The 22,814-nt window shown below is 44.8% G+C and carries 17 protein-coding genes and 1 pseudogene; 10 read left to right on the top strand and 8 right to left on the bottom strand.

Annotated elements, in window-relative coordinates; all coding sequences use genetic code 11:
• Positions 1–25 precede the first annotated feature (25 nt).
• Genes ONT19_RS10110 through ONT19_RS10120 form a run of 3 tightly spaced genes read right to left on the bottom strand, consistent with a single transcriptional unit; the run spans position 26 to position 3,246 of the window.
• Positions 26–1,057: a site-specific integrase gene (locus tag ONT19_RS10110; protein ID WP_264952112.1), complete on the bottom strand. Its 1,032-nt coding sequence runs from the start codon at positions 1,055–1,057 to the stop codon at positions 26–28.
• Entirely contained in the window at positions 1,041–2,045 is a 1,005-nt protein-coding gene (locus ONT19_RS10115) for a tyrosine-type recombinase/integrase (RefSeq protein WP_264952113.1), read from the bottom strand. Before ONT19_RS10115 ends, ONT19_RS10110 begins: the two co-directional genes overlap by 17 nt.
• Positions 2,038–3,246: a site-specific integrase gene (locus ONT19_RS10120; RefSeq protein WP_264952114.1), complete on the bottom strand. Its 1,209-nt coding sequence runs from the start codon at positions 3,244–3,246 to the stop codon at positions 2,038–2,040. Before ONT19_RS10120 ends, ONT19_RS10115 begins: the two co-directional genes overlap by 8 nt.
• 209 nt (positions 3,247–3,455) lie before the next feature.
• Between ONT19_RS10120 and ONT19_RS16400 the strand changes: the two are divergent.
• The 10 genes and pseudogenes from ONT19_RS16400 to ONT19_RS10170 all read left to right on the top strand — a co-directional run.
• Positions 3,456–3,549: pseudogene (locus ONT19_RS16400) on the top strand (IS4 family transposase); the annotation flags it as partial.
• Positions 3,550–3,937: 388 nt separating this feature from the next.
• Complete coding sequence (locus ONT19_RS10130) at positions 3,938–5,527, top strand: ATP-binding protein (protein WP_117693432.1); 1,590 nt, start codon at positions 3,938–3,940, stop codon at positions 5,525–5,527.
• A gap of 57 nt (positions 5,528–5,584) precedes the next feature.
• On the top strand, positions 5,585–5,965 hold the full coding sequence (gene crcB / locus ONT19_RS10135; protein ID WP_264952533.1) for a fluoride efflux transporter CrcB: 381 nt from the start codon (positions 5,585–5,587) through the stop codon (positions 5,963–5,965).
• A 269-nt stretch (positions 5,966–6,234) separates the two neighbouring features.
• Complete coding sequence (locus ONT19_RS10140; RefSeq protein WP_117727511.1) at positions 6,235–6,843, top strand: DUF6621 family protein; 609 nt, start codon at positions 6,235–6,237, stop codon at positions 6,841–6,843.
• Between the two features lie 37 nt (positions 6,844–6,880).
• Entirely contained in the window at positions 6,881–8,122 is a 1,242-nt protein-coding gene (locus ONT19_RS10145) for a saccharopine dehydrogenase family protein (RefSeq protein ID WP_254970554.1), read from the top strand.
• Positions 8,123–8,143: 21 nt separating this feature from the next.
• Positions 8,144–9,175: a recombinase RecA gene (gene recA, locus ONT19_RS10150; RefSeq protein ID WP_117693342.1), complete on the top strand. Its 1,032-nt coding sequence runs from the start codon at positions 8,144–8,146 to the stop codon at positions 9,173–9,175.
• Between the two features lie 331 nt (positions 9,176–9,506).
• Positions 9,507–11,402 carry a molecular chaperone DnaK gene (gene dnaK, locus ONT19_RS10155; protein ID WP_264952532.1) on the top strand — a complete coding sequence of 632 codons (1,896 nt, stop codon included), beginning with the start codon at positions 9,507–9,509 and terminating at the stop codon, positions 11,400–11,402.
• 198 nt (positions 11,403–11,600) lie between these two features.
• Positions 11,601–12,455, top strand: coding sequence for an HAD family hydrolase (locus ONT19_RS10160; RefSeq protein ID WP_264952531.1), 855 nt, complete (start codon positions 11,601–11,603; stop codon positions 12,453–12,455).
• Positions 12,456–12,609: 154 nt separating this feature from the next.
• The gene (locus ONT19_RS10165) at positions 12,610–12,969 is read left to right on the top strand and encodes a hypothetical protein (protein ID WP_118190275.1); all 360 of its coding nucleotides are present in this window, start codon (positions 12,610–12,612) and stop codon (positions 12,967–12,969) included.
• A 137-nt stretch (positions 12,970–13,106) separates the two neighbouring features.
• Positions 13,107–13,853 (top strand): peptidylprolyl isomerase, encoded by a 747-nt coding sequence (locus ONT19_RS10170; RefSeq protein ID WP_022120299.1) that lies wholly within the window; start codon positions 13,107–13,109, stop codon positions 13,851–13,853.
• Positions 13,854–13,996: 143 nt separating this feature from the next.
• Here ONT19_RS10170 and ONT19_RS10175 read toward each other — a convergent pair whose 3' ends face one another.
• The 5 genes from ONT19_RS10175 to ONT19_RS10195 form a co-directional block, all read right to left on the bottom strand.
• A complete protein-coding gene (locus tag ONT19_RS10175) occupies positions 13,997–14,893 on the bottom strand; it encodes a DMT family transporter (RefSeq protein WP_264952530.1) in 897 nt (298 codons plus the stop codon).
• Between the two features lie 192 nt (positions 14,894–15,085).
• Positions 15,086–16,240, bottom strand: coding sequence for a family 16 glycosylhydrolase (locus tag ONT19_RS10180; protein WP_264952529.1), 1,155 nt, complete (start codon positions 16,238–16,240; stop codon positions 15,086–15,088).
• A gap of 93 nt (positions 16,241–16,333) precedes the next feature.
• Complete coding sequence (locus ONT19_RS10185) at positions 16,334–17,734, bottom strand: hypothetical protein (protein WP_200756222.1); 1,401 nt, start codon at positions 17,732–17,734, stop codon at positions 16,334–16,336.
• A 72-nt stretch (positions 17,735–17,806) separates the two neighbouring features.
• Entirely contained in the window at positions 17,807–19,333 is a 1,527-nt protein-coding gene (locus ONT19_RS10190) for a RagB/SusD family nutrient uptake outer membrane protein (RefSeq protein ID WP_118190271.1), read from the bottom strand.
• A 28-nt stretch (positions 19,334–19,361) separates the two neighbouring features.
• Positions 19,362–22,622, bottom strand: coding sequence for a SusC/RagA family TonB-linked outer membrane protein (locus ONT19_RS10195; protein WP_264952528.1), 3,261 nt, complete (start codon positions 22,620–22,622; stop codon positions 19,362–19,364).
• Between the last annotated feature and the right edge of the window lie 192 nt (positions 22,623–22,814).

A 22,814-nucleotide genomic window follows, 5' to 3' on the forward strand; every position in this document is an offset into this window, starting at 1 on the left:
TCCGTTCGACTTCTCATAATGATAACTATTTCTTCAGACCTCTGAGCCAATCTCTGAGATTTTTATTGTTTTCCCAAGATTTATCAGCCTCTCGGTTAGGTGTGAGATCTGTATACGCCTTTTCGAACGCCTCACGTTTTGCTTTAGAGTCTGCACGAGCATAAATGTCCGTTGTTTGAATAGAGACATGTCCTAGCAAATCTCTAATATAAATAAGGTTGACTCCAGCCTGTAGAAGATGCATAGCTCGACTATGACGTATAGAGTGACAACTAATCCTTTGCGGAATAAGTTCTGGAGACACCTTCCTTGCCATGTTTGCATAAGTACAAAGAATGTATGTGATACCCTCACGCGTTAGCTTTTCATTTCTGCCATTATAGAAAAGTGGAGACGCAGCTTTGTTGCAATCGTTAAGATGATTCTCTTCCATATATTCACATAGAATTGACACCTGTTCCTTTACAAGCGGTACTATTCGTGCTTTGCGTCCTTTTCCGAACAGACGTATGGTATATGGCTCATGGGTTATGCGCACACTATCCACAGTAAGATCTGCTATTTCAGAGACTCTTGCTCCCGTATCATACATTAGTGAGAGTAAAGCGAGATTTCTTCGGCCTCTCCAAGTTGATGTATCAGGCTGAGCCAGCAACAACTTGATACCTTCTATTGTCAGGTAGTTAAGTGTTGTCCCTGATGTTTTTATGGCTTTAATAGTTAGGATCTTTTGCCATTCTTCTATCATTTCTATGACGCTATATTGCAAGTAATGACAAAAAGAATGAATGGCAGCAAGCCGATAGTTACGTGTCGCTGCAGAGCATTTTCGCTTGTTAAGTAGCCATTCGAGATACTCGGTTACACTTACTCTCGTGAGATGTTTCAATTGCAATTTTTCAACTGTGATTCCTTTAATATCTTTCATGAAGTCAATAAATTGTACAAATGCATCTCTATAGGAGGATATGGTGTTAGGGCTTACATTACGCTCATGAGGCAGGTATTCTACCAGAAAGCGGCTTAAATGTTTGGCAAAGTCAGTCGTCGTAGTCATAGGCTTTACATATCTTTGGATAGACAAAAGCGTTGATTTCAGAACATTGCTCTTCCAATTCTGGATACATGTTGCATGTGAGGCGAACATACTGCTCTGTCGCTTTCAGCGAGTGATGTCCCAGGCATGTTGAGAGAATTGGCAAACTGGCATACAAGTCCATTCCTTTGTGCCCCATCTGTACAAGAGCATGTACTGCATTCGTATGTCGCAGGTCGTGAACGCGTGGTCCATGATGATTCCCCTTATGGGGAATTCCGCATGTGTCCAGCAATTTGCGCAGATGCTGATATACACTATTAGCCTTGATGCTAGTCCCGTCCGATTTTACAAACAAAAAACCATTTCCTGCAGCTATGTCTTTGATGGGCATATTGTTTCTATACTCCATATAAGATGTAAGTACCGTCTTCATCGACTCACATAAAGGTACGATCCTTTCACTTCCGTTCTTGGTTTTATCTAAGCGAATGTAACCTTCATCCAGATGAACATGTTTGTTGCGGATGGAAAGAGCCTCAGATATACGCATTCCTGTACTATATAGTAAACGAAGAAGAGCTGGCATGGCTATGAGAGCTGTACCCATGCGTATGTCATATAGTCTATATTCGTCCGCTGCAGAAAAGATTGCGCCAATCTGCTCCTTTGTGAATATATACGGAGTAAAATCAGACTTCGGTTGCTTGGGCATTCGTGGAATGAAGCATACACAGCCACACCTGCACATCAGTCTTGTCAATTGACACCATACGGAACATTTGGAATATAAAGTTCTGTCACAGTCCGCCACACGTGTAGCTCTCCACTTTTTGAAGAACACCTCTTTGATATGAGGATCCTTTAGGCACTCTGCATTGGCAAAGTCGTCAATCTCTTTCAATATCCATCTGGTACGCAACGCACTGATTCCTGCAGATATTTTAATGTCAAGAAGATGATTCATATATGAGGCTAACACGCTGGAATATTTAAATTGCTCAGCCATAGAACGCACCTCCTCTCTGTTTGTAAAAGGCATCTGGAACTGGCGGTACAGGAATGGCACACTCTATCAAAGACTTTATGTCAATCTTAAGATAAGTGAGAGTTGTTTCCGTACTGCGATGCCCTAGCGATTCGGATATGACAGGTAACGTCGTGCCTTTCTCAAGCATGACGCTTGCAAGAGAATGACGTAGAGAATGTGGACCATGATGCTTGGCCGATACATCTATTCCGGATTTACAGATGATGTTGTTTATTGCAGAGCATACCATACTTTTGGTTGCTGGCACATAAGGTGCCTTGCAAGAAAGAAATACATTCTGTGAAACTGTCTGAGGTCTTCCATGCTGCAAGTAATCTATGATGGCATTACCAACATCCGCAAGCAATGGCAACTCTATGACCTTTCCGGTCTTATGCATCACAAGGGTTAGTACATTGTTGTCCCAGTCTATATTAGAGAACTGTAGGTTGGCTATGTCCGAAGCTCGCAACCCCAAACGTGATGCAAGTAATAACATTGCATAGTTTCTCTTGCCAACGCCGCTGCTTCTATTCACGGAGTTCTCTACTATATTTACCTCTGCTGCTGTGTAAAACGAAGGAATACGCTCTTTCTTGCGCAGCTTATATGTGTCAAACAGACCATCAAACCTTCCATCTACAATATGCTCCGCTTTCCAGAAACGAAAGAGGACACGCAGGGCAGAAACTATGTTTACCTTGTTGGTCGGATGGGACGAGACAAACGACAAGATGTGTTTATCCGCAATCTCGGACACACTGTTGACACCACTGAGATTGAGATGAGTTAAGAACTCGCTTAGATACAAACGATAGTCATTTATAGTCACCAGACTTCTACGAAGAGAAGTAAGATGGATGATGAGTTTTTCCATCTCCATGCCAATCTTCCCATCGAGGGTATGGAAAACAGGAGTGAAACAACGCTTACGTATAAGCCCTAACGAAAGCATATCGTCAAGGACTTGAATACTGCGAATCATTTCACGCTCCTGGTGACGAATCTCACCATAATGATGACAGGTTGACAGGAACTCTTCACCAATAGAAGGGGAATAATTCTCAATGTCGTGAGCCGACATGTAGTGGACGATGCCTTTACGCCATAGACATTTATACACAGATATTCTATTCTCTGTGTAACAATGGTCTTCAAAGTACTTGATGCATCGATCCATTAGGACTTGAATCTTTACTTCTTGCATAATATATAATATTTAGTTTTGGGGCTTATGCCCTATACTGTAATATAACGTTATGAGAAGTATTTATGATAAGTTTTTGCTGTAAAATTCATATAATCAACAATTTTTCACAGGTCAAATCTGTCTAACTTGACATAATGATATTCTTGTCATAAAAGTAATTATGAGAAGCTTTACATAATTACTTTAAATGGATTAAGCAACACCTTCACATCAAATCCTTTTATGGAACTTCCGAGAATGCCATATATCTGCAAATCTGGATTGCCATATGCACATACTTGCTTTTAGCTTATGCAAAGAAAGTGATGCACATAGATCAATCGCTACACACTATTTCAAAGAACGTGGGTCTATTCCTTACGGACAAGACTCCTTTAAATGAATTGTTTAACAAAGCTGTTCCAACAGAAGAGACGGAGGATTGGCTATATCCTAGCCTTTTCAGGCCCGATGATTTCTAAACGGGACAGCAGTGTGTTCAACATATTTCTATTTCATATTCTGATTCATCAAGAAGAGGGAACTTTCCTGCTTCTTGATTGCTTCTTTATCCCTTAAAAGAAAAAAAGAGGGAAAAATTAAGAAAAGGTACATAAAAAACTTGCTTGTATCGTTATTTTTTGTAATTTTGCAGAAAATAAGGAATAAGCGTATGAACAATATGAAATATCCGATAGGCATACAGAGCTTTGAGAAAATCATCACAGAAGGATATCTTTATATAGATAAGACTCAGATGATTTATGATATGGTAGAAAATGGCAAGATTTACTTTCTGAGTCGTCCCAGACGATTTGGAAAGTCACTTCTCGTATCTACTCTAGAATGCTATTTCCAAGGAAGAAAAGAACTGTTCAAGGGCTTAGCCATTGATAACCTGGAAACCGACTGGAAACAATATGCGGTATTTCACCTTGATTTCAACGGCAAGGACTTTACACAAGCAGGTCAGTTGGAGAATACGCTGATTGATTTCGTAGAATCGCAGGAAGCCATCTACGGCAAAGCTCCCTTTGCTTCCACCCTCGGCGACAGATTCATTGGCGTTCTGAGAAATGCCCACGAAAAAACAGGACTTCGCGCCGTTGTCCTTATTGATGAATACGACAAGCCTCTGCTAGACGTATTGGATTCTACACTGAAAACAACCGATGCAGATGGCAACGAGCGGCTATTGGAAGATAGGCATCGGGAAATTCTGAAAGGTTTCTACAGTGTATTCAAGGCTGCCGATAAAGACCTGCAATTCGTTCTGCTTACAGGAGTTACCAAATTTTCGCAAGTAAGCGTATTCAGCGGTTTCAACCAACCCGAAGACATCAGCCTTTCTGCCCACTTCGATACGCTTCTCGGCATCACTGAAGACGAGTTGCGCTCTACCTTTTCACAGCAAATCGCAGAAATGGCTGAGGAATATGATGTTACAAAGGAAGAAATACTGATAAAACTGAAACGCCAGTTTGACGGCTACCATTTCAGTCGCAGGATGCGAGGCGTATATAATCCTTTCAGCATCTTGCGTGCCTTCAAGGAAATGCTCATCGACGACTATTGGTTCCAAACGGGTTCACCCAGCTATCTGGTTCGCCTGCTAGCTCATAGCGATGAAAACATCAACGAACTGGTGGGAAAATATTATCCTACCAAGGATTTCGACGACTATAAGGCAACCATAGAACGCCCTTTGCCAATGATATATCAAAGCGGATATCTGACCATCAAGGGTTGGTCAAGGAATACCAATTCCTATCTGTTGGATTTTCCGAACGATGAAGTGAGAAGGGGATTCATCAGTTTGCTGGCAGCAGATTATCTGAAGCCAAAGGTTTCACCTGACTCCTGGGTTCTACAGGTAATCGAAGCATTGGGAAAGGGAGAATGCGAAAAGTTGCATCAACTGATGGTTTCTTTCTTCGCCAGTATCCCTTATTCACAGCGAAGAAAAGATGATGAACGTGAGAAGGAGCGTTATTTCCAATATACGTTCTATCTGGTATTGAGGATGATCAGCTCCTATACCATCTTCATTGAAAAAGAACAGAGCGAAGGAAGAGTAGACTGCATCATAGAAACTCCTCTATACATATATATATTTGAGTTTAAGAGGGATGGATGCGCAAGAGAAGCACTCCTGCAAATAGAAAATATGGGATATGCACGGGAATATTTATCAGATAAGAGAAAGATATTCAAGATAGGATGCAGTTTCTCATCAAAAACAGGAACAATAGATGATTGGGGCGAGAACTGACTCTCTCTCCCCAATCGCATTTAACAAATTAGGTCAGTTCATATATTATATAAGGAGATGAAAGAAGTATTGATAGTAAGCATAGGCAGCTTCTTCGGGGGCGGCATGAGATATTGGATTTCAAAGATGGTGCAATCCTGCACGGTGATTGCCTTTCCTTTCGGAACGATGGCGGTGAATGTGGCGGGATGCCTCATCATCGGGTTCCTCTCGGGATTGAACTGGCGGGAAGGGGGATGGATGTCGCCATCTGCCAAACTGCTGCTCACCACGGGATTCTGCGGAGGATTCACTACCTTCTCTACCTTTATGAGCGAGGGGGAAGGACTGATGAAGGAAGAGAATTATGTCTATATGATGCTCTATCTCTTCGGAAGTCTGGCGCTGGGACTTATCGCCGTTCTCGCCGGACATTATCTGGCGAAAATTATCGCATAAAAGACTTCGGAGAACAGAAAGAAGAAGAGCCCGAATTGCCGAGAAAGAAGACCGGAGAATGGAAAGAAGAAGAGCCCGGATTATCACATAAAATACTGAAGATAGTATTCCATCAAATGAAGAAACGATGAAAATACTATCTTTTTTATTATTTTATATTTCCAAAATGCCTTAATTACGAAATTTATTCGTAAATTTGCAGAAATAATCTGCATTCGACAATTTGAAAGCAAGCTTTCATCATGCTCGTTTGCTTAATTTTTGCACCAATGAATACATTAGATACAAACAATATAAAATGGAGCGAGAATGTAATCATCGCTGATGCCGACTATATCGACCGAGTGGCTTTCGACCTGACGGTCAACTTCGAACGAATGATTAACCGTCGCATCCAACCAGCCGATATGGCACAATGGGCAGTCTGCATTGCCCTTGACGGAGGTCTCAGAGAGGGTGAGCACGAGACACAGGTTGTGCTTATCCACGACAAGCAGTCGATGGCGATGAAGAACTTCCGCCCTGCCAACTATGAGAAGGATCTGAACGCTCAGGCTTTCAAGGATGATAAGCTCGGAGAGTTCATCATCTCTTCTTATCCTACAGAGGAGAAGATGGTAGGCAAGGATGACTTCCTTGTAGATGTGGCACGCACCGTATGCAACGCCAAGGAGGTGAAGCGAGTGATGGTAATCCCAAATTCTGAGGATGGAGATGCTTACGACCGACTCCGCGAGATACTCCGTAAGGTAGATGACGATGACAAGCGCATCACCCTCTTTGCCATGCAGCCCATGCCAGGCGGCAACTTCAGACAGGAGATTCTCGGATATTCGCTCATGAATGCCTTGGGAATCTCTGCAAATGAAATAAAATAAACATAAAAATAACAAACATAAAAAAACAAGATTATAAATGAGTAGAGTACTTATGATAGGCGCAGGTGGCGTGGCTACCGTGGCTGCCTTCAAGATCGTCCAGAACCAGGACGTTTTCACCGAGTTTATGATTGCTAGCCGTCGCAAGGCAAAATGCGATAAACTGGTTAAGGATATCCATGCCAAGGGCTACAAGATGGATATTCAGACAGCTGAGGTGGATGCCGACGACGTTGAGCAGTTGAAGGCTCTCTTCAATAGCTACAAGCCTGAGCTTGTCATCAACCTCGCTTTGCCTTACCAGGATCTCACTATCATGGATGCCTGTCTGGCTTGCGGTTGCAACTACATGGATACCGCTAACTATGAGCCTAAGGACGAGGCTCACTTCGAGTACTCTTGGCAGTGGGCTTACAAGGATAAGTTCGAGCAGGCAGGTCTGTGCGCTATCCTCGGCTGCGGCTTCGACCCAGGTGTATCTGGCATCTTCACCGCTTATGCAGCCAAGCATCACTTCGATGAGATTGAGGTGCTCGACATCGTGGATTGCAACGCCGGTAACCATCACAAGGCTTTCGCAACCAACTTCAACCCAGAAATCAATATCCGCGAAATTACCCAGAAGGGACTCTGGTATAAGGATGGCGAATGGATTGAAACCGACCCTCTCTCTATCCACAAGCCACTCACCTACCCTAACATCGGCCCTCGCGAGAGCTATCTGATGCACCACGAGGAGTTGGAGAGCCTGGTGAAGAACTACCCTACCATCAAGGAGGCACGCTTCTGGATGACCTTCGGTCAGCAGTATCTCACCTACCTCGACTGCATCCAGAACCTCGGCATGAGCCGCATCGACGAAATCGAGTACGAGGCTCCATTGGCAGATGGTTCCGGCAAGACTGCCAAGGTGAAGATTGTTCCATTGCAGTTCCTCAAGGCCGTATTGCCTAACCCACAGGATCTCGGCGAGAACTATGATGGCGAAACATCCATCGGTTGCCGCATCCGTGGTAAGAAGGATGGCAAGGAGCGCACCTATTACGTTTATAACAACTGCAAGCACCAGGAGGCTTACAACGAAACCGGTATGCAGGGCGTAAGCTACACCACCGGTGTACCAGCCATGATTGGTGCCATGATGTTCCTCAAGGGCATCTGGAAGAAACCAGGCGTATGGAACGTAGAGGAGTTCGACCCAGATCCATTCATGGAGCAGTTGAACAAGCAGGGATTGCCATGGCACGAGGTGTTTGATGGCGATTTGGAAATCGACTAAACTTTAAATTAAAATAAGAATATGGCAAAAGAAATGCAAGAGGGAAAATTGAATCCCAATGAAGGCAAGCTGAAAGCTCTTCAGGCAGCCATGGCTAAGATAGAAAAGGACTTCGGTAAGGGCTCTATCATGAAACTCGGAGATGAGCACGTTGAGAATATCGAAGTTATCCCTACAGGCAGTATCGCTCTCGACAATGCACTGGGCGTAGGCGGTTATCCCAAGGGACGTATCATCGAGATTTACGGTCCGGAATCTTCCGGTAAAACAACATTGGCTATCCATGCCATCGCAGAGGCTCAGAAGGCTGGCGGTATCGCAGCTTTCATTGATGCAGAGCACGCTTTCGACCGTTTCTATGCGGCTAAATTGGGCGTTGATGTTGATAACTTGTGGATTTCACAACCAGATAATGGTGAGCAGGCATTGCAGATTGCAGACCAGCTGATCAGTTCTGCTGCTGTAGACATCGTAGTTGTTGACTCTGTAGCCGCCTTGACTCCTAAGAAGGAAATCGAAGGCGATATGGGTGACAATGTGGTAGGTCTTCAGGCTCGACTGATGAGTCAGGCTCTCCGCAAGCTCACTTCTACCATCAGCAAGACCAACACTACCTGCATCTTCATCAACCAGTTGCGCGAGAAGATTGGTGTAATGTTCGGTAACCCAGAGACAACCACCGGTGGTAATGCATTGAAGTTCTATGCATCAGTGCGTTTGGATATCCGCAAGGCAACAGCCATCAAGGATGGCGATGAGGTAGTAGGTAATCTGGTTCGCGTAAAGGTAGTAAAGAACAAGGTGGCTCCTCCTTTCCGCAAGGCTGAGTTCGACATCATGTTTGGCGAAGGCATCAGCCGTGCCGGTGAGGTATTCGGTCTGGCTGTAGCCAACAATATCATCGAAAAGAGCGGCAGCTGGTATAGCTATGGCGGTTCTAAACTCGGACAGGGTGCCGATGCCTGCAAGGCATTGCTCAAGGATAACCCTGAACTTCTCGATGAACTGGAAGCTAAGGTTCGCGAAGCACTTGCTGCTAAGGAACAGAAATAAAGCCAGATAAGGTTTCACACCTTATTATATATAGGAGCTTTATCTGAAAAGAAAGATTTCTCAATCATATTACAGGAATCAAGATAGGGAGAATGCGACATTTTATCGCCTCACATATCTTGATTCCTTTTATTTTGTCAGCATTATCTGACACCTTGTCAGCTACTTTAAGTCTTACAATCCCTTGGCACATGCTTTGTTATGACGGAAAGCGTGAACGCTGAATAGAGAGGTTCCCGACAGATGCATATCTTCGGCAGACTTCCATTAGCCAGCAGTTCATGAGATAAATAACATATTAATAACGATAAAAATAAAAAAAGATATAATTATGGGAAAAGTAATTGGAATTGACTTGGGTACCACAAACAGTTGTGTTGCCGTTTTCGAAGGTAGCGAACCAGTTGTAATCGCTAACAGTGAAGGTAAGCGTACTACTCCATCAGTAGTAGGTTTCGTTAAGGATGGTGACCGCAAGGTAGGTGATCCTGCTAAGCGTCAGGCCATCACAAACCCTAAGAACACTGTATATTCTATCAAGCGTTTCATGGGTGAGACATACGCTCAGAGCCAGAAAGAGGCTGAGGCAATGCCTTACACAGTAGTAAACGAGGGTGGTTATCCACGTGTTGAAATCGAGGGTCGTAAATATACTCCACAGGAGATTTCTGCAATGGTTCTCCAGAAGATGAAGAAGACTGCAGAGGATTATCTCGGACAGGAGGTTACAGATGCTGTTATCACAGTTCCTGCTTACTTCTCTGACTCTCAGCGTCAGGCAACTAAGGAGGCAGGTCAGATTGCAGGTTTGAACGTTCAGCGTATCGTAAATGAGCCTACAGCCGCAGCTTTGGCTTATGGTGTTGACAAGGCTAACAAGGATATGAAGATTGCCGTATTCGACTTGGGTGGTGGTACATTCGATATCTCTATCCTGGAGTTCGGTGGCGGCGTATTCGAGGTACTTTCTACCAATGGTGATACTCACCTGGGTGGTGATGACTTCGACCAGGTAATCATCAACTGGTTGGCTGATGGCTTCAAGGCAGAGGAAGGCGTAGATCTCTGCAAGGACCCTATGGCTATGCAGCGTTTGAAGGAAGCAGCTGAGAAGGCTAAGATTGAGTTGTCAAGCTCTACATCTACCGAAATCAACTTGCCATACATCACAGCCGTTGACGGTATGCCAAAGCACTTGGTTAAGACTTTGACCCGTGCACAGTTCGAGCAGTTGGCTCACAACCTGATTCAGGCTTGTCTCGTACCTTGCCAGAATGCCGTTCGTGACGCTAAGCTCTCTACATCAGATATCGACGAGGTTATCCTGGTTGGTGGTTCAAGCCGTATCCCAGCCGTTCAGACACTCGTTAAGAACTACTTCGGCAAGGAGCCTTCTAAGGGTGTTAACCCAGATGAGGTTGTTGCAGTAGGTGCAGCTATCCAGGGTGCCATCCTGAACAAGGAAGAGGGTGTTGGTGACATCGTATTGCTCGACGTTACTCCATTGACTCTCGGTATCGAGACTATGGGTGGTGTGATGACTAAGCTCATCGATGCCAATACAACTATCCCTTGCAAGAAGAGCGAGGTATTCTCTACAGCAGCTGATAACCAGACAGAGGTTACCATCCACGTATTGCAGGGTGAGCGTCCAATGGCAGCTCAGAACAAGAGCATCGGCCAGTTCAACCTGACAGGTATCGCTCCAGCTCGCCGTGGTGTTCCTCAGATTGAGGTTACCTTCGATATCGATGCCAACGGTATCTTGAACGTATCAGCTAAGGATAAGGCTACCGGTAAGGAGCAGAGCATCCGCATCGAGGCTTCATCTGGCTTGAGCGAGGACGAGATCAACCGCATGAAGGCTGAGGCAGAGCAGAACGCTGCTGCTGATAAGGCTGAGCGCGAGAAGATTGACAAGATGAACCAGGCTGACAGCATGATCTTCACCACCGAGAACTTCCTGAAGGATAACGGTGATAAGATTCCTGCAGACAAGAAGCCAGGTATCGAGCAGGCATTGCAGCAGTTGAAGGATGCTCACAAGGCTGGTGATGTTGCAGCTATCGATTCAGCTATCAACAACTTGAACACCGTAATGCAGGCTGCTTCTCAGCAGATGTATCAGGGCGGCCAGCAGGCAGGTCCTCAGGGTGGTCAGCAGGCACAGGGCGGCAATGATGGCGCTCAGGATGTTCAGGATGCAGACTTCGAGGAAGTTAAGTAATACAGACTAATATTATAATAAAGGCGTACAATGCTCAGAAATGGCTTTTGTACGCCTTTTTTGTTTCATTATGATTTTTTATATCCCAATAGTTTGCTAATTCACTGAAAATTATATATATTTGCAAATTAAGGGGGAAAAACATCCCCGAAAGAGATAGACAGTTTAGGGTAAATATAACAGAAAGGAGAACGAGATATGGCAAAGAAGAGACCACAGGTAGCGCTGGTTTATGATTTCGACGGCACACTGTCGCCTGGCAATATGCAGGAGTTTGGATTCATACAGGCTACAGGCAAGACAAAAGACGAGTTCTGGGAGAAAAACAGAAAGTTTGCAGAGGGTAAGGATGCCAACGGCATTTTGACCTATATGTATCTGATGCTCGACGAAGCCAAGAAGAACAATATCTCGCTCACCCGGGAATCTTTTCAGAAATTCGGCAAGGATGTAGAACTGTTCCGCGGCGTAAAACAATGGTTTTCGTTCGTGAATGAATATGGCAACAGTATCGGACTGGACGTAAAGCACTACATCAACTCCTCGGGACTGAAGGAAATGATAGAGGGCACACCTATCGCCCACGAATTTGAGAATATCTACGCCTGCTCCTTTCTCTACAACAAGGAGGGAATCGCCTATTGGCCAGCCGTAGCCGTAGACTATACTACCAAGACGCAATTCCTCTTCAAAATCAACAAGGGTATCAAACAGGTGAGCGACAACAGAAGAGTGAACCAGTATATCCCCGACGAAAAGCGCCCTATCCCTTTCCCCCGAATGATATACTTCGGAGATGGAGAAACCGATGTGCCTTGCATGAAGATGGTAAAGGAACATGGCGGCCACTCGATTGCGGTATATGATAACGAGGATAAACAGAAGACTGCCTGCCAGCTTGTCAAGGAGGGACGGGTAAACTTCATGTGCTCTGCCAACTACAGCAAAGGAAGCGTGATGAATATCATCGTAAAGAGGATATTGGATAAAATCAAAGCCGACTTTGAATTCGACCGTCTGATAGAGCTGAACCAGAAGAAGGCATGGAAGTGATTTAAAGTAAAAGGGTAAAAAGGTAAAAAAGTAAAAAGGGCAAGAAAGTAAAGGGATAAAGGGACTCTTTTGTGAATTCCTTGAAACTTTTCTTGGTTTTATCGAGGATTATGCTTAATTTTGCACGCAAAAATAATAATATCAAATCATATTAATGGGAAGAAACAAATACTCAGCAGGAGAAATCAAGGAAATCGGCAAGTTGCTGCGACTCAAAAACGCAGGCAACCGTTTACAACAGAAAATGATACGCCACGACCTTCGTGTGGATTATGAATTCAATATCTCTGACTTCAATGAGCCTGGCAAGGCTTTCGGAGAAGAGGAGTTGCAGGCAGCCATCAAGCGTGGCGCCATTCAGATTCTCGACGATGCCACCATTGAAGCAATGAAGGCAAAACGTGCCCGAGATAAGGCTCGCGATGAGGCAGAGAGACAGAAGGAAGCCGTAGCCAGCGGTGAACAGACCGACTGGCAGGAGGCTATGAAGGAGTGGAATGAGTATTATAAATAATTTTGAATGTTGATTGTTAAATGTTGAATGTTGAATTGCACAATGGGCTATGCTAGCCAAAAGCAAGATATAACTCAACACTCAACATTCATCACTCAACATTCAACACTCAACATTCAACATTTAATTAAACGATTATGGCAAAAGTATTGATAAAGACATCAGAGGGCGACATCAAGGTGCGCCTCTACGACGAGACACCTCAGCATCGTGACAACTTCTTGAAGTTGGCAAAGGAGGGATATTTCGATGGCACTCTCTTCCATCGTGTCATCAAGGATTTTATGATTCAAGGCGGCGATCCAGACAGCAAAGGCGCTCCTAAAGGCAAGATGCTGGGCACAGGTGGTCCTGACTATACCATCCCTGCCGAGTTCGTTTATCCACAACTTTTCCACAAGCGTGGTGCCTTGAGCGCAGCCCGTTTGGGAGATGAGGTAAACCCAGAACGAGAGAGCAGCGGTAGCCAGTTCTATATTGTATGGGGAAAGACCTATAAGCAGAATGAACTGAAACAGATGGAGAAGCAGATGGGCATGCAGATGGAGCAGAACATCTTCAACCAGCTTGCCAAGGAGCATCATGATGAAATTATGAACTTCCGCCGCAACCGCGACCGTGAAGGTCTGATGAAACTCCAGGATGAGCTGGTGGATGAAACCAAGAAGCGCTGCAAGGAGCAGGGCTATCCTAAGTTTACCGAGGAGCAGCAGAAGGCTTACACTGAAGTAGGCGGAACACCTTTCCTCGATAACCAATACACCGTTTTCGGTGAAGTGGAGGAAGGACTTGACATCGTAGAGAAGATTCAGAACTGCGAAACATTGCGTGGCGATCGCCCAAAAGAGGATGTTTCTATGCAGATTTCAGTCATCGAGGAATAAGAAATCTCCAAAACGCTCCGCCGGACAGTAAATCCGGCGGAACGCCTAATAAAAACCTAAATAAATATTATATAACTGAACTTTCAGGGCGTATGGGATGTGACTTATGACACACCCTCTTTTTATCCCTCCTTCGTCATTTTTTATTCCGCCTTCGTCATTCTATCCGCAATATACATACCTGCCAGAATGCAGCAGGCACCTGCAAGGAAGTAAGGAGTAATCTTTTCGTTTAATACCAGAGAGGCGAAAATCATTGTGGTGATAGGATTGAAATAAACCCAGTTGGTAGCTTTCACGGCACCCAACTTAGAGATACACCAGTTCCAGGTAAGGAAACATATCATGGATGCCAAACAGCCCAGGAACAAGAGATTACCCACCACCTGAGGCTTCATAAACACATCCCATGCCGGCCAACCAGGGATAATAAGATAATAAGGCAAGATGGTAAGCACACCGTAGAAGAAGACCTTGCGGGTAATAAAAGCTGCGCCATAATCGCCCGATACCGATTTCATCAGGAGCGAATAGACAGCCCAGCTCATACATGCCGTAAACGCCAAGGCATCGCCTACAGGCGACAGATGCAGCACGAATCTGCCATTCAGCACCACGATAATCATACCTACAAAAGCAAGCAGAGAGCCCAGCAGCTGTATCATGTTGATGCGCGAAGAATGGCGATAAACCAGACGAACCAGCAAGGTAGCAAAGAGCGGACAGGAGCATACGATGAGCGAAGTATTGGTTGTTGTGGTATAATTCATCGCCTCGTTCTCGCTCAGGAAATAGAGTGAACCGCCCGTAATGCCCAGCATCGCCATTTTAAACTCATCCTTCCAGCTATCAGCAAACATCCGCTTATGATTCACCATCAGCATCATCATGTATGCGATACTGAAACGGAGCGTAAAGATCTGTGCTGGTGAAAGTCCGTTCAGCATAAGCACCTTGGTAGATACAAAGGTGGTTCCCCAGATGGCTACGGTGACAAAAGCCACAAGATGATATAATAAATTACTATTATTCTGTTTCATTCTATTTTCCTGATTTTTGAAATTATGCTGCAAAATTATAACTTTTATTCGAAATGAGCAAATTGTAAGCAAGAAAAGCAGAAAAAGACAATAAAAAGAGCGAAATTGGAACAAAAGAAAAAGTCTTAGGAGTAAGTGCAGGTAAGACTTCTCCTAAGACCTTATTATTTATATAGTTAAAAAAATCAAGCCTTATTTTTTCTGGAATACTCTCACGTAATCCACTTCCATCTGAACAGGGAGGGCGCTTTCGTCAACACCCTTCATGCCGCCCCAATCACCGCCCCAAGCCAGGTTGAGGATGACATAGAATGGTTTATTGAAAGGCCATGAACCCACATCATTTTTACCGTCATTGTTGAAATTGAGCAGTTCCTTACCATCCACATAGGTCTTGATATAATCAGGAGTCCACTCCAGGCGATAAACGTGGAAACCGTCTTCAGCACCCGCAGTCAGACACTCCTTGGTAATCTGGGTTCCCATCACGTGATTAAACTTCTCAGTATGGAGCGAAGAAGAAGTATAGTTAGGATTAACGCCTACCTCTTCCATAATATCAATCTCGCCACATTTAGGCCAAGGATTTGCTCCGAAATCATTGTTGCAAGGCATCATCCAGAAAGCAGGCCATGTGCCCTTACCTTTAGGCAATTTGATGCGCGCTTCGAAGATGCCGTAAAGCCAGCCCTGGGTTTCGTGAGCATATACGCGACCCGAATAAATTTTGCCGTTACTGCCCTTGAAACAGTTGATGTAAAGCCGGTTATCAGCAATTTCTGTTACGCGTTTGCCATCAGCAGAGCCATTCACATAATTCTGAAATTCATTATTTACCCAGCCCGACTTCTGCACCTCATGACGCCAATCGGTACTATTCAATTCAGAGCCTTTATTAAATTCATCATTCCATACCAGTTTGTAACCCTCAGGAATCACCATTTCGCCACCTTCAATAGGAGTAACCTGTTTTCCTGCCTGATGCACAGACACCGATACCTTCTTATCCTCTAATGAAATCTCGACACTTCCGTCAAGAGCTACAGACGATTTATTCTCTTCCACATCTACAGTTACCATACCCATAGCTTTGTTATTACCGCTGGCACTCACTTTAAACCAAGGGTATACATTTGCCGTAGGACCTTCTCCAGGGAAGGATGCTCTCGCTTTCCAGCCTCCTTCAGAAGCCACAACCATGATTTTATAAGTACCGCCCTTAGCCGGAACATCAATGCTCGTAGGAGAGCAGGATATCGTCACCTCTCCATCGCCGTCAGAAGAGCTGCTGCTGCAAGAAAGCAGCATAAGCGAGAGAAGGAAGGAAAATATTTTCAAGAATTTCATGTCATTTAAAATTTAGAAAGGGAGCCACTCCTACTTACTTATTTATAGGAGCAGCTCCTGTATAATTCTATATAAACCTATAAAACCTAAAGCCTATTTCACAATCAAAACAATGTCGCTGATGGTTACCTCGGCATCCTTAGGAGCACCAGCAAGGTCGATGACGAGTTTCATCTTGCTCATATCCTGAGGACCGCCATCAGCTTCTTTCGTACTGTTTGGTTGGTTCTCATAACGGAAGACGTATTCGCCTTTAACATCAGTAGACTCCTGGAAGAAGAGGTTTCCATCATTAGCGTCATCACAAAGCTTCAATGTCATCATTGGCAATGGAGCAGAAGTGGTAACCTTGCAAGAGAAATCAATCTTGCTATCAGCTTTGGCAGATACAGGAATACCAAGCATTTTCCACTGTGCGTGCCATAGCTCAGCAGGAGTTTCACAAGGCACGATAATGATGTGCTTGCTTCCCTCATGCTTGATAACAGGAGTTACATCAATCTGTGCCCAAGAAGCATCACCATACCAAGTTTCCTCAGTAAATGACTTGTTGGCATCAATATCCTTCCAAAGGTTACCCGCTGTATTGTAGTCAAATGGCACCTTCAATTCTACAGGAACCACAGTACCATCATCGTTGGCATGATCTTTCAGTACCAGGCTCTCTATCATGATTTCGTCATCAGCAGCATTACCACCAAAGTCGAATACAATCTTCAAATTATTGATGTCCTTGCCTTCGAGGTCTGAACCATAAATACACTTAGGCTCACCTGCTTCCAATTTTGTATTTGCATCCTTGGAATCGAAAAGGATGTTATTGTCACCACCTTCTCCAGAATCACAAAGTTTCACTTTAACGGCATTATGTCCCTTGGCAGATGTAATGATGCAAGAGAAGTCATAATGCTTATCTGCGCTAGTAGAGATACCTAGGTTTTTGAAAGGAACCTGAGCTTGCCAACGTTCGGTAGTTGCCTTAGGGAGCTTCAATGTATAGCATCCCTTGCTGTAGCTACAAACCGGGTCAGCAATTTGGGTCCATCCTGGAGCATAATAGCCAGCAGAAGGTTTTTCAGGGAAGGTAATTCTCTTGAAGAGATTAAACTCGCTGTCCTCTACGAAACCTGCGAAGCCATTCATCTTGGTTTTCTCCACCGTGAAATGCTTCTTGACGCTCTCCTTGCTAATACCATTACGGTTCTTCACAAAGCACTCCACATCGTAAGTACCCTTCTTGCGATAATACTTAGAGAGGTTGAAAGCAGAAGAATAGGCACCATCTATCACCCATACCGGGCTTACTCCCTCTGCACCACCAAAAGAAAAGTTGGCTGTGTTGGTCTCTTGGTCTACATCAATCTTGAAGTTGTCGGCAAAGTCGGCTACATTAGGCAACTCACCGTTGGCACCAGAGAACTCCTCTGCAGAACATGCGCTGAGCATCAATCCACCCAGAAGAGCATAAGCCATATTTCGAAATATCTTTTTCATATTGCTGAAATCTTAAAGTTAATATTTTATTAGGGGGTAGAGGAAACTATTGTTCCTCTACCTTAATAAGTTTTAATAATTATTCTGAACCAAAGCAGGATCAGAGTCAAGCTCTGCCTGAGCGATAGGAACATACTTCTTGGATTCTGTCCAGGAGTTGGTGCGATAGCCGTAGCTGTCTGGCACCAATACGCTGGCAGCCTTGCCTGTACGAACCAAGTCGAAGTAACGCTTACCCTCACCTACAAACTCCAAGCGGCGCTCATTGATAACATCATCCAGAGTTACGGCTCCAAGCTCTGCGATTCCTGCACGGTTGCGAATCTTATTCACATAATCCTTAGCCTGATTAGCATCGCCACCTGTCTCCAACAAAAGCTCTGCAGCATTGAGGTAAGCCTCAGCCAAGCGATATACACGGAGATTGTTATTATAGTTAAGGTTATTATCGAAACCTGCGTCAGCATTGTTCTCTGTGAACGGACGATACTTGGCCAGCCAAAGACCAGTATCCTCATAACGTTTGGTATATTTCACGCCACGACAGTCCCATACAGTAGCATCACGGCGCTTGTCGTTGTCAGCAAACAGAGCATAGGTTTCGGTACGAACAGGTAGGAATCCCCAACCGTCACCGCCTTGGTTCCAACCATCGCCACCAGGCCAAGAGTTTGGAGAAATCAAGGTAGGCAATATTGTACCACCAATAGCCAATGGTGAATCCCAACCACGCTCGTTGTTACCATCCTCATAGTTTACTTCCCAGATGCTCTCCTTGCACCATTCGCCGCTTTCTTTCCAAATAGAGGCGTAATCGTCTACTATATCATAGTCACTCTTGTCGGCGATGAGCTCCTGCATATACTGGAGAGCCTTAGGATAGCGAGTCTTGTCATTCTGATACATCACCATCTCGGCATACATCATATAGCACATGGCCTGCGACATTCTTCCACAGTTGGCATCGTCCCAACGCATTGGCAGGACCTTGGAGTCAATTACAGCCTCAAGCTCTACTATCAATTTGTCATATACTTCATCAGCCTTGAGCTGTGGGGCTGTGTAAGGAGCAGACAAGTTCTCCAGATAGAAAGGAATATTGCCGAAGTAGTGCCACAAGTTATTGTAGAAATATACACGGAGGGCTCTACCCTGCATCTCATAAGATGCCCTGTTTTTCTCGTTCAAGTTTGCCTCTGCCCAGCCCAAATACTTCAAGAGGTCATTACAACGCTTGATGCCTGAGTAGTCCACTGTCCAAAGTGAGCTAAGGGTATTGCTGGCATTTGCCTCATAGTTGGCAAGCATGTGCCAGTGCTGTTGATCGGTTTTGTTAGAACCGCCTACCCAGAAGTTATCGCCCATTATCTCGGCATCGATATTGAGAGCATTATACTGTCCCAATCCCCAGTCTGGCCAGTGGATAGGATCGTAAGCCGCATTCAGAGCCTCATTGATATGGGCATCTGTGGTATAATATTCTTCGAGGTTTTCACCTGATGGGTTCTCCACCTCTAGGAAGCTGTCGCTGCAAGATGTGTTTGCCAGTGTCATACTGGTTGCCAACACTCCTAAAGCTATATATTTTATTGTCTTCATAATAGTCTTTATTTTAAAGGTTCTTATTTTAGAATGAAAGGTTTACGCCGATGGTGTAGGTGCGAGCCTGTGGATATACACCATAGTCTACACCGAGAGAAGTTCCACCTGATGAGATTTCAGGGTCAAAGCCCCAATACTTGGTCCAGGTAATCAGGTTCTCTGCCATCACGTAGAAACGCAAGTGACTGATAGACAACTTCTGTGTAAGCTGCTTTGGCAAGGTGTAACCCAAAGAGATATTCTTCAATCTCAAGTAAGAGCCATCGCAAAGATAGAGGTCTGAAACCTGCCAGTTGGTAGCATCGCCATTCTTCAGAATAGGATACTTATTGGAGGTACCCTCGCCAGTCCATCGATCGAGCATCCAAGTAGGGAAGTTGCCAGAGAACACATCTGTACGATAGGTTGCATCAAATACCTTATTACCCGTTACGCCCTGCAAGAAGAGGTTGAGGTCGAAGCCCTTCCACTCTGCATTGAAGTTGAAACCGAAGGTCCACTTTGGTGTACCATTACCAATATTGGTGCGGTCGTCTGGAGAAATCTCACCATCGCCATTAACATCTACGAAACGTACATCACCTGGCTTGGCATCTGGCATAATCATATTGCCATCCTTGTTGACGTAAGCCTGAACCTCTGCCATATTCTGGAACACACCAGCTGTCTTATAACCATAGAAGTATGGGAAAGGCTGACCGTTAGATCCACGAGTGCCACCACCAGAGATACCCAGGAAGCCATCGAGGTCGATGTAACCTGTATCATTACCGAGGTTGGTCAACTCATTGTGCAGATAGGTAACATTAGCCTTGGCATTGAAGCGAGCATCAGAGATGTGCCACTTATAGCCGAGCTCAAACTCAAGACCTGAGTTCTTCATGTCACCCACGTTACCGATTGGCTTGGTCTCACCTACGTAGCTTGGGATAGGCATAGTAATCAACATACCGTTGGTCTTCTTTACATAATAGTCAGCTGAGAATGTCAGCGCACTGCCGAAGAAACCGAAGTCGAAACCGATATCAGTCTGCTCACTCTCCTCCCACTTCAAGTCTTCATTGGCTGTGGCATTCGCCTTAGAACCATTAAACTTGACTGCATTCTTTCCGAAGAGCACGTTGTTGCCCATAGCGGTCAATACGGTATAACGGAAGTCACCGATGTTATCATTACCATTCTTACCCCAGCTGGCACGGAACTTCAAGTTGCTCAACCAATCGCGAGTACTTTCCATGAATTTCTCGTTCATAATATTCCATCCGATAGAGGCAGATGGGAAGGTACCATATTTATGAGATGGTCCGAAACGGCTTGAACCATCTCGGCGGATTGTAGCCTGAAGCATGTACTTCTCATCATAGTTATAGCTCAATCGACCGAAGAGAGAAGATATAGCATGCACTACATTATTGCCACCTGATACAGCATGCTCAATGGTTGGAGCACCTACAGAGATGATGTTACCTTCAGCATCCTTCACGATGGTCTGGCTATATTTACCAGTAGCATAGTCGATAGAAGGCTTGTTTACATTCACAAGATTCCAACGGCTGCCGTTCAGATAATCACTCTTATTCTTCATTGCACTCTGACCTAAGACAACAGCAAAACTATGCTTGCCAATAGTCTTATCATATGTCAAAGTATTCTCCACCTGCCAGTTGATACCCTTGTCAGAACTCTTGTAAGCCTGGGTATGCTCAGCCTTGACGTTACCAGAGAGGTAATACTTGGATGCGGTGTAGCTATCTGAACCCCAGAAGCTGAGGTCTGCACTATAAGTGAAATGATACTTCAAGTTATCCCAGAGCTGGAGGTCGATAGAGAACTTAGGCACAAACTTATGTGACCAGTTCTTAGCTGCTGGGCGCGCCATCATGGCAAGAGGGTTGTTCATCTCCTGATAGGTACCTCCCATACCTGGGATGGTATAATAGTTGCCATTGGCATCACGAAGAAGCTCGTAAGTATCACGAGTACCTGTAATATTACCATCTGCATCGTATGTATTAGGATCCTCGTAGGTATTATAATACTTCTTCGCCACATTGCTATTGGTTACCGTAGGAGCCAATGTTGGAGCAAGATAGAGGGCACTACCCAATACAGAGCCATTACTATTAGCATCGATACCTGTACTCTTTACACGGGTGTAAGCCATGTTGACGGTTACATCGAGCTTGTTGAGGAAGTTGCGATCCTTGCTGGCATCCAATACATTATAAATGTTGTTGCTACGCATAGAGAGACGCTCATAGTTGCTCTGTCCGTAGTTACCACCTACGATACCTTCCTGCTTGTAGTAGCCCATGGAGAGGTAGTAGTTGATCTTATCGGATGCACCACTGATGCTTACCTCATGGTTCTGTACAGGGGCATTGTCATTGAATACCAAGTCCTGCCAATCAGTACCAAATCCATTGATAGGATTGCCATTAGAGTCAGTCAGTTTGTATGGATCAGCATAGATAGGAGCCTGACCACCATTCACTGCACGCTCGTTCTGAAGGATGGCGTAGTCAGTGGCGCTTGTTACATCACGCTTCTTCCATGCGCTCTGCCAGCCGTAAGAGAAATTGTAGCTGATCTGTGCCTTGCCCATCTTACCCTTCTTGGTGGTTACGAGAATTACACCGTTGGCAGCACGGGCACCATAGATAGCACCCGAAGCAGCATCCTTCAACACCTCGATACTCTCGATATCACTAGGGTTGAGATAGTCGAGACCACCCTCGATAGGCATGCCGTCTACGATGTAGAGAGGATCTGAATTGCTGATAGTACCTGTACCACGAATACGAACCTTAGGAGATGCACCAGGCTGACCTGAAGAAGAGGTTACGTTGACACCGGCAGCCAGACCCTTCAATGCGTTATCAACACGCACTGGGCTCTTGCCAGCCAAATCTTCGGTGCTCACTTTAGCGATAGCAGCAGTTACCACGCTCTTCTTCTGAACACCGTAACCTACAACAACCACTTCGTCCAAAGCTTTGTCGTCTTGTTTCAGAGTAATCTTCATGTTGGCTGAAGGACGGATCTCAGCATCCTTGTAGCCAATGTAGGTGATAACCAAGGTCTGGTTAGCATCTGCATCAATGACAAAGTTACCATCAAGGTCGGTAATTGCACCGGTACCCTTGACGCCTTTAACCTGTACGGTGGCTCCGATAACGGGTTCACCCAGGTCATCCAACACGACACCCTTGAAGGTGTTTTTCTGTGCGAGCGCTGACGTCGACATCAATAATGCAGTCGCCAGCAATAGACTTTTTGTTTTCATATTCGATTATTAGTTTAGAAAAATATCTGTTTGTTAGTTCACTCTATTATAATAATGTATAAGACTGTGCGGCTGTGCATTTCCTAAAATGCGTTAAGCCGTGTTTCCGATTGCAAATATAATATGTTTTTTTGATAATTCCTAGCCCCTTCAACAGATAAGTGGGAAAAATACTTGCTTCAAGTAACTTAT

The organism is Segatella copri (genome assembly GCF_026015625.1).
GTDB lineage: Bacteria > Bacteroidota > Bacteroidia > Bacteroidales > Bacteroidaceae > Prevotella > Prevotella copri_H.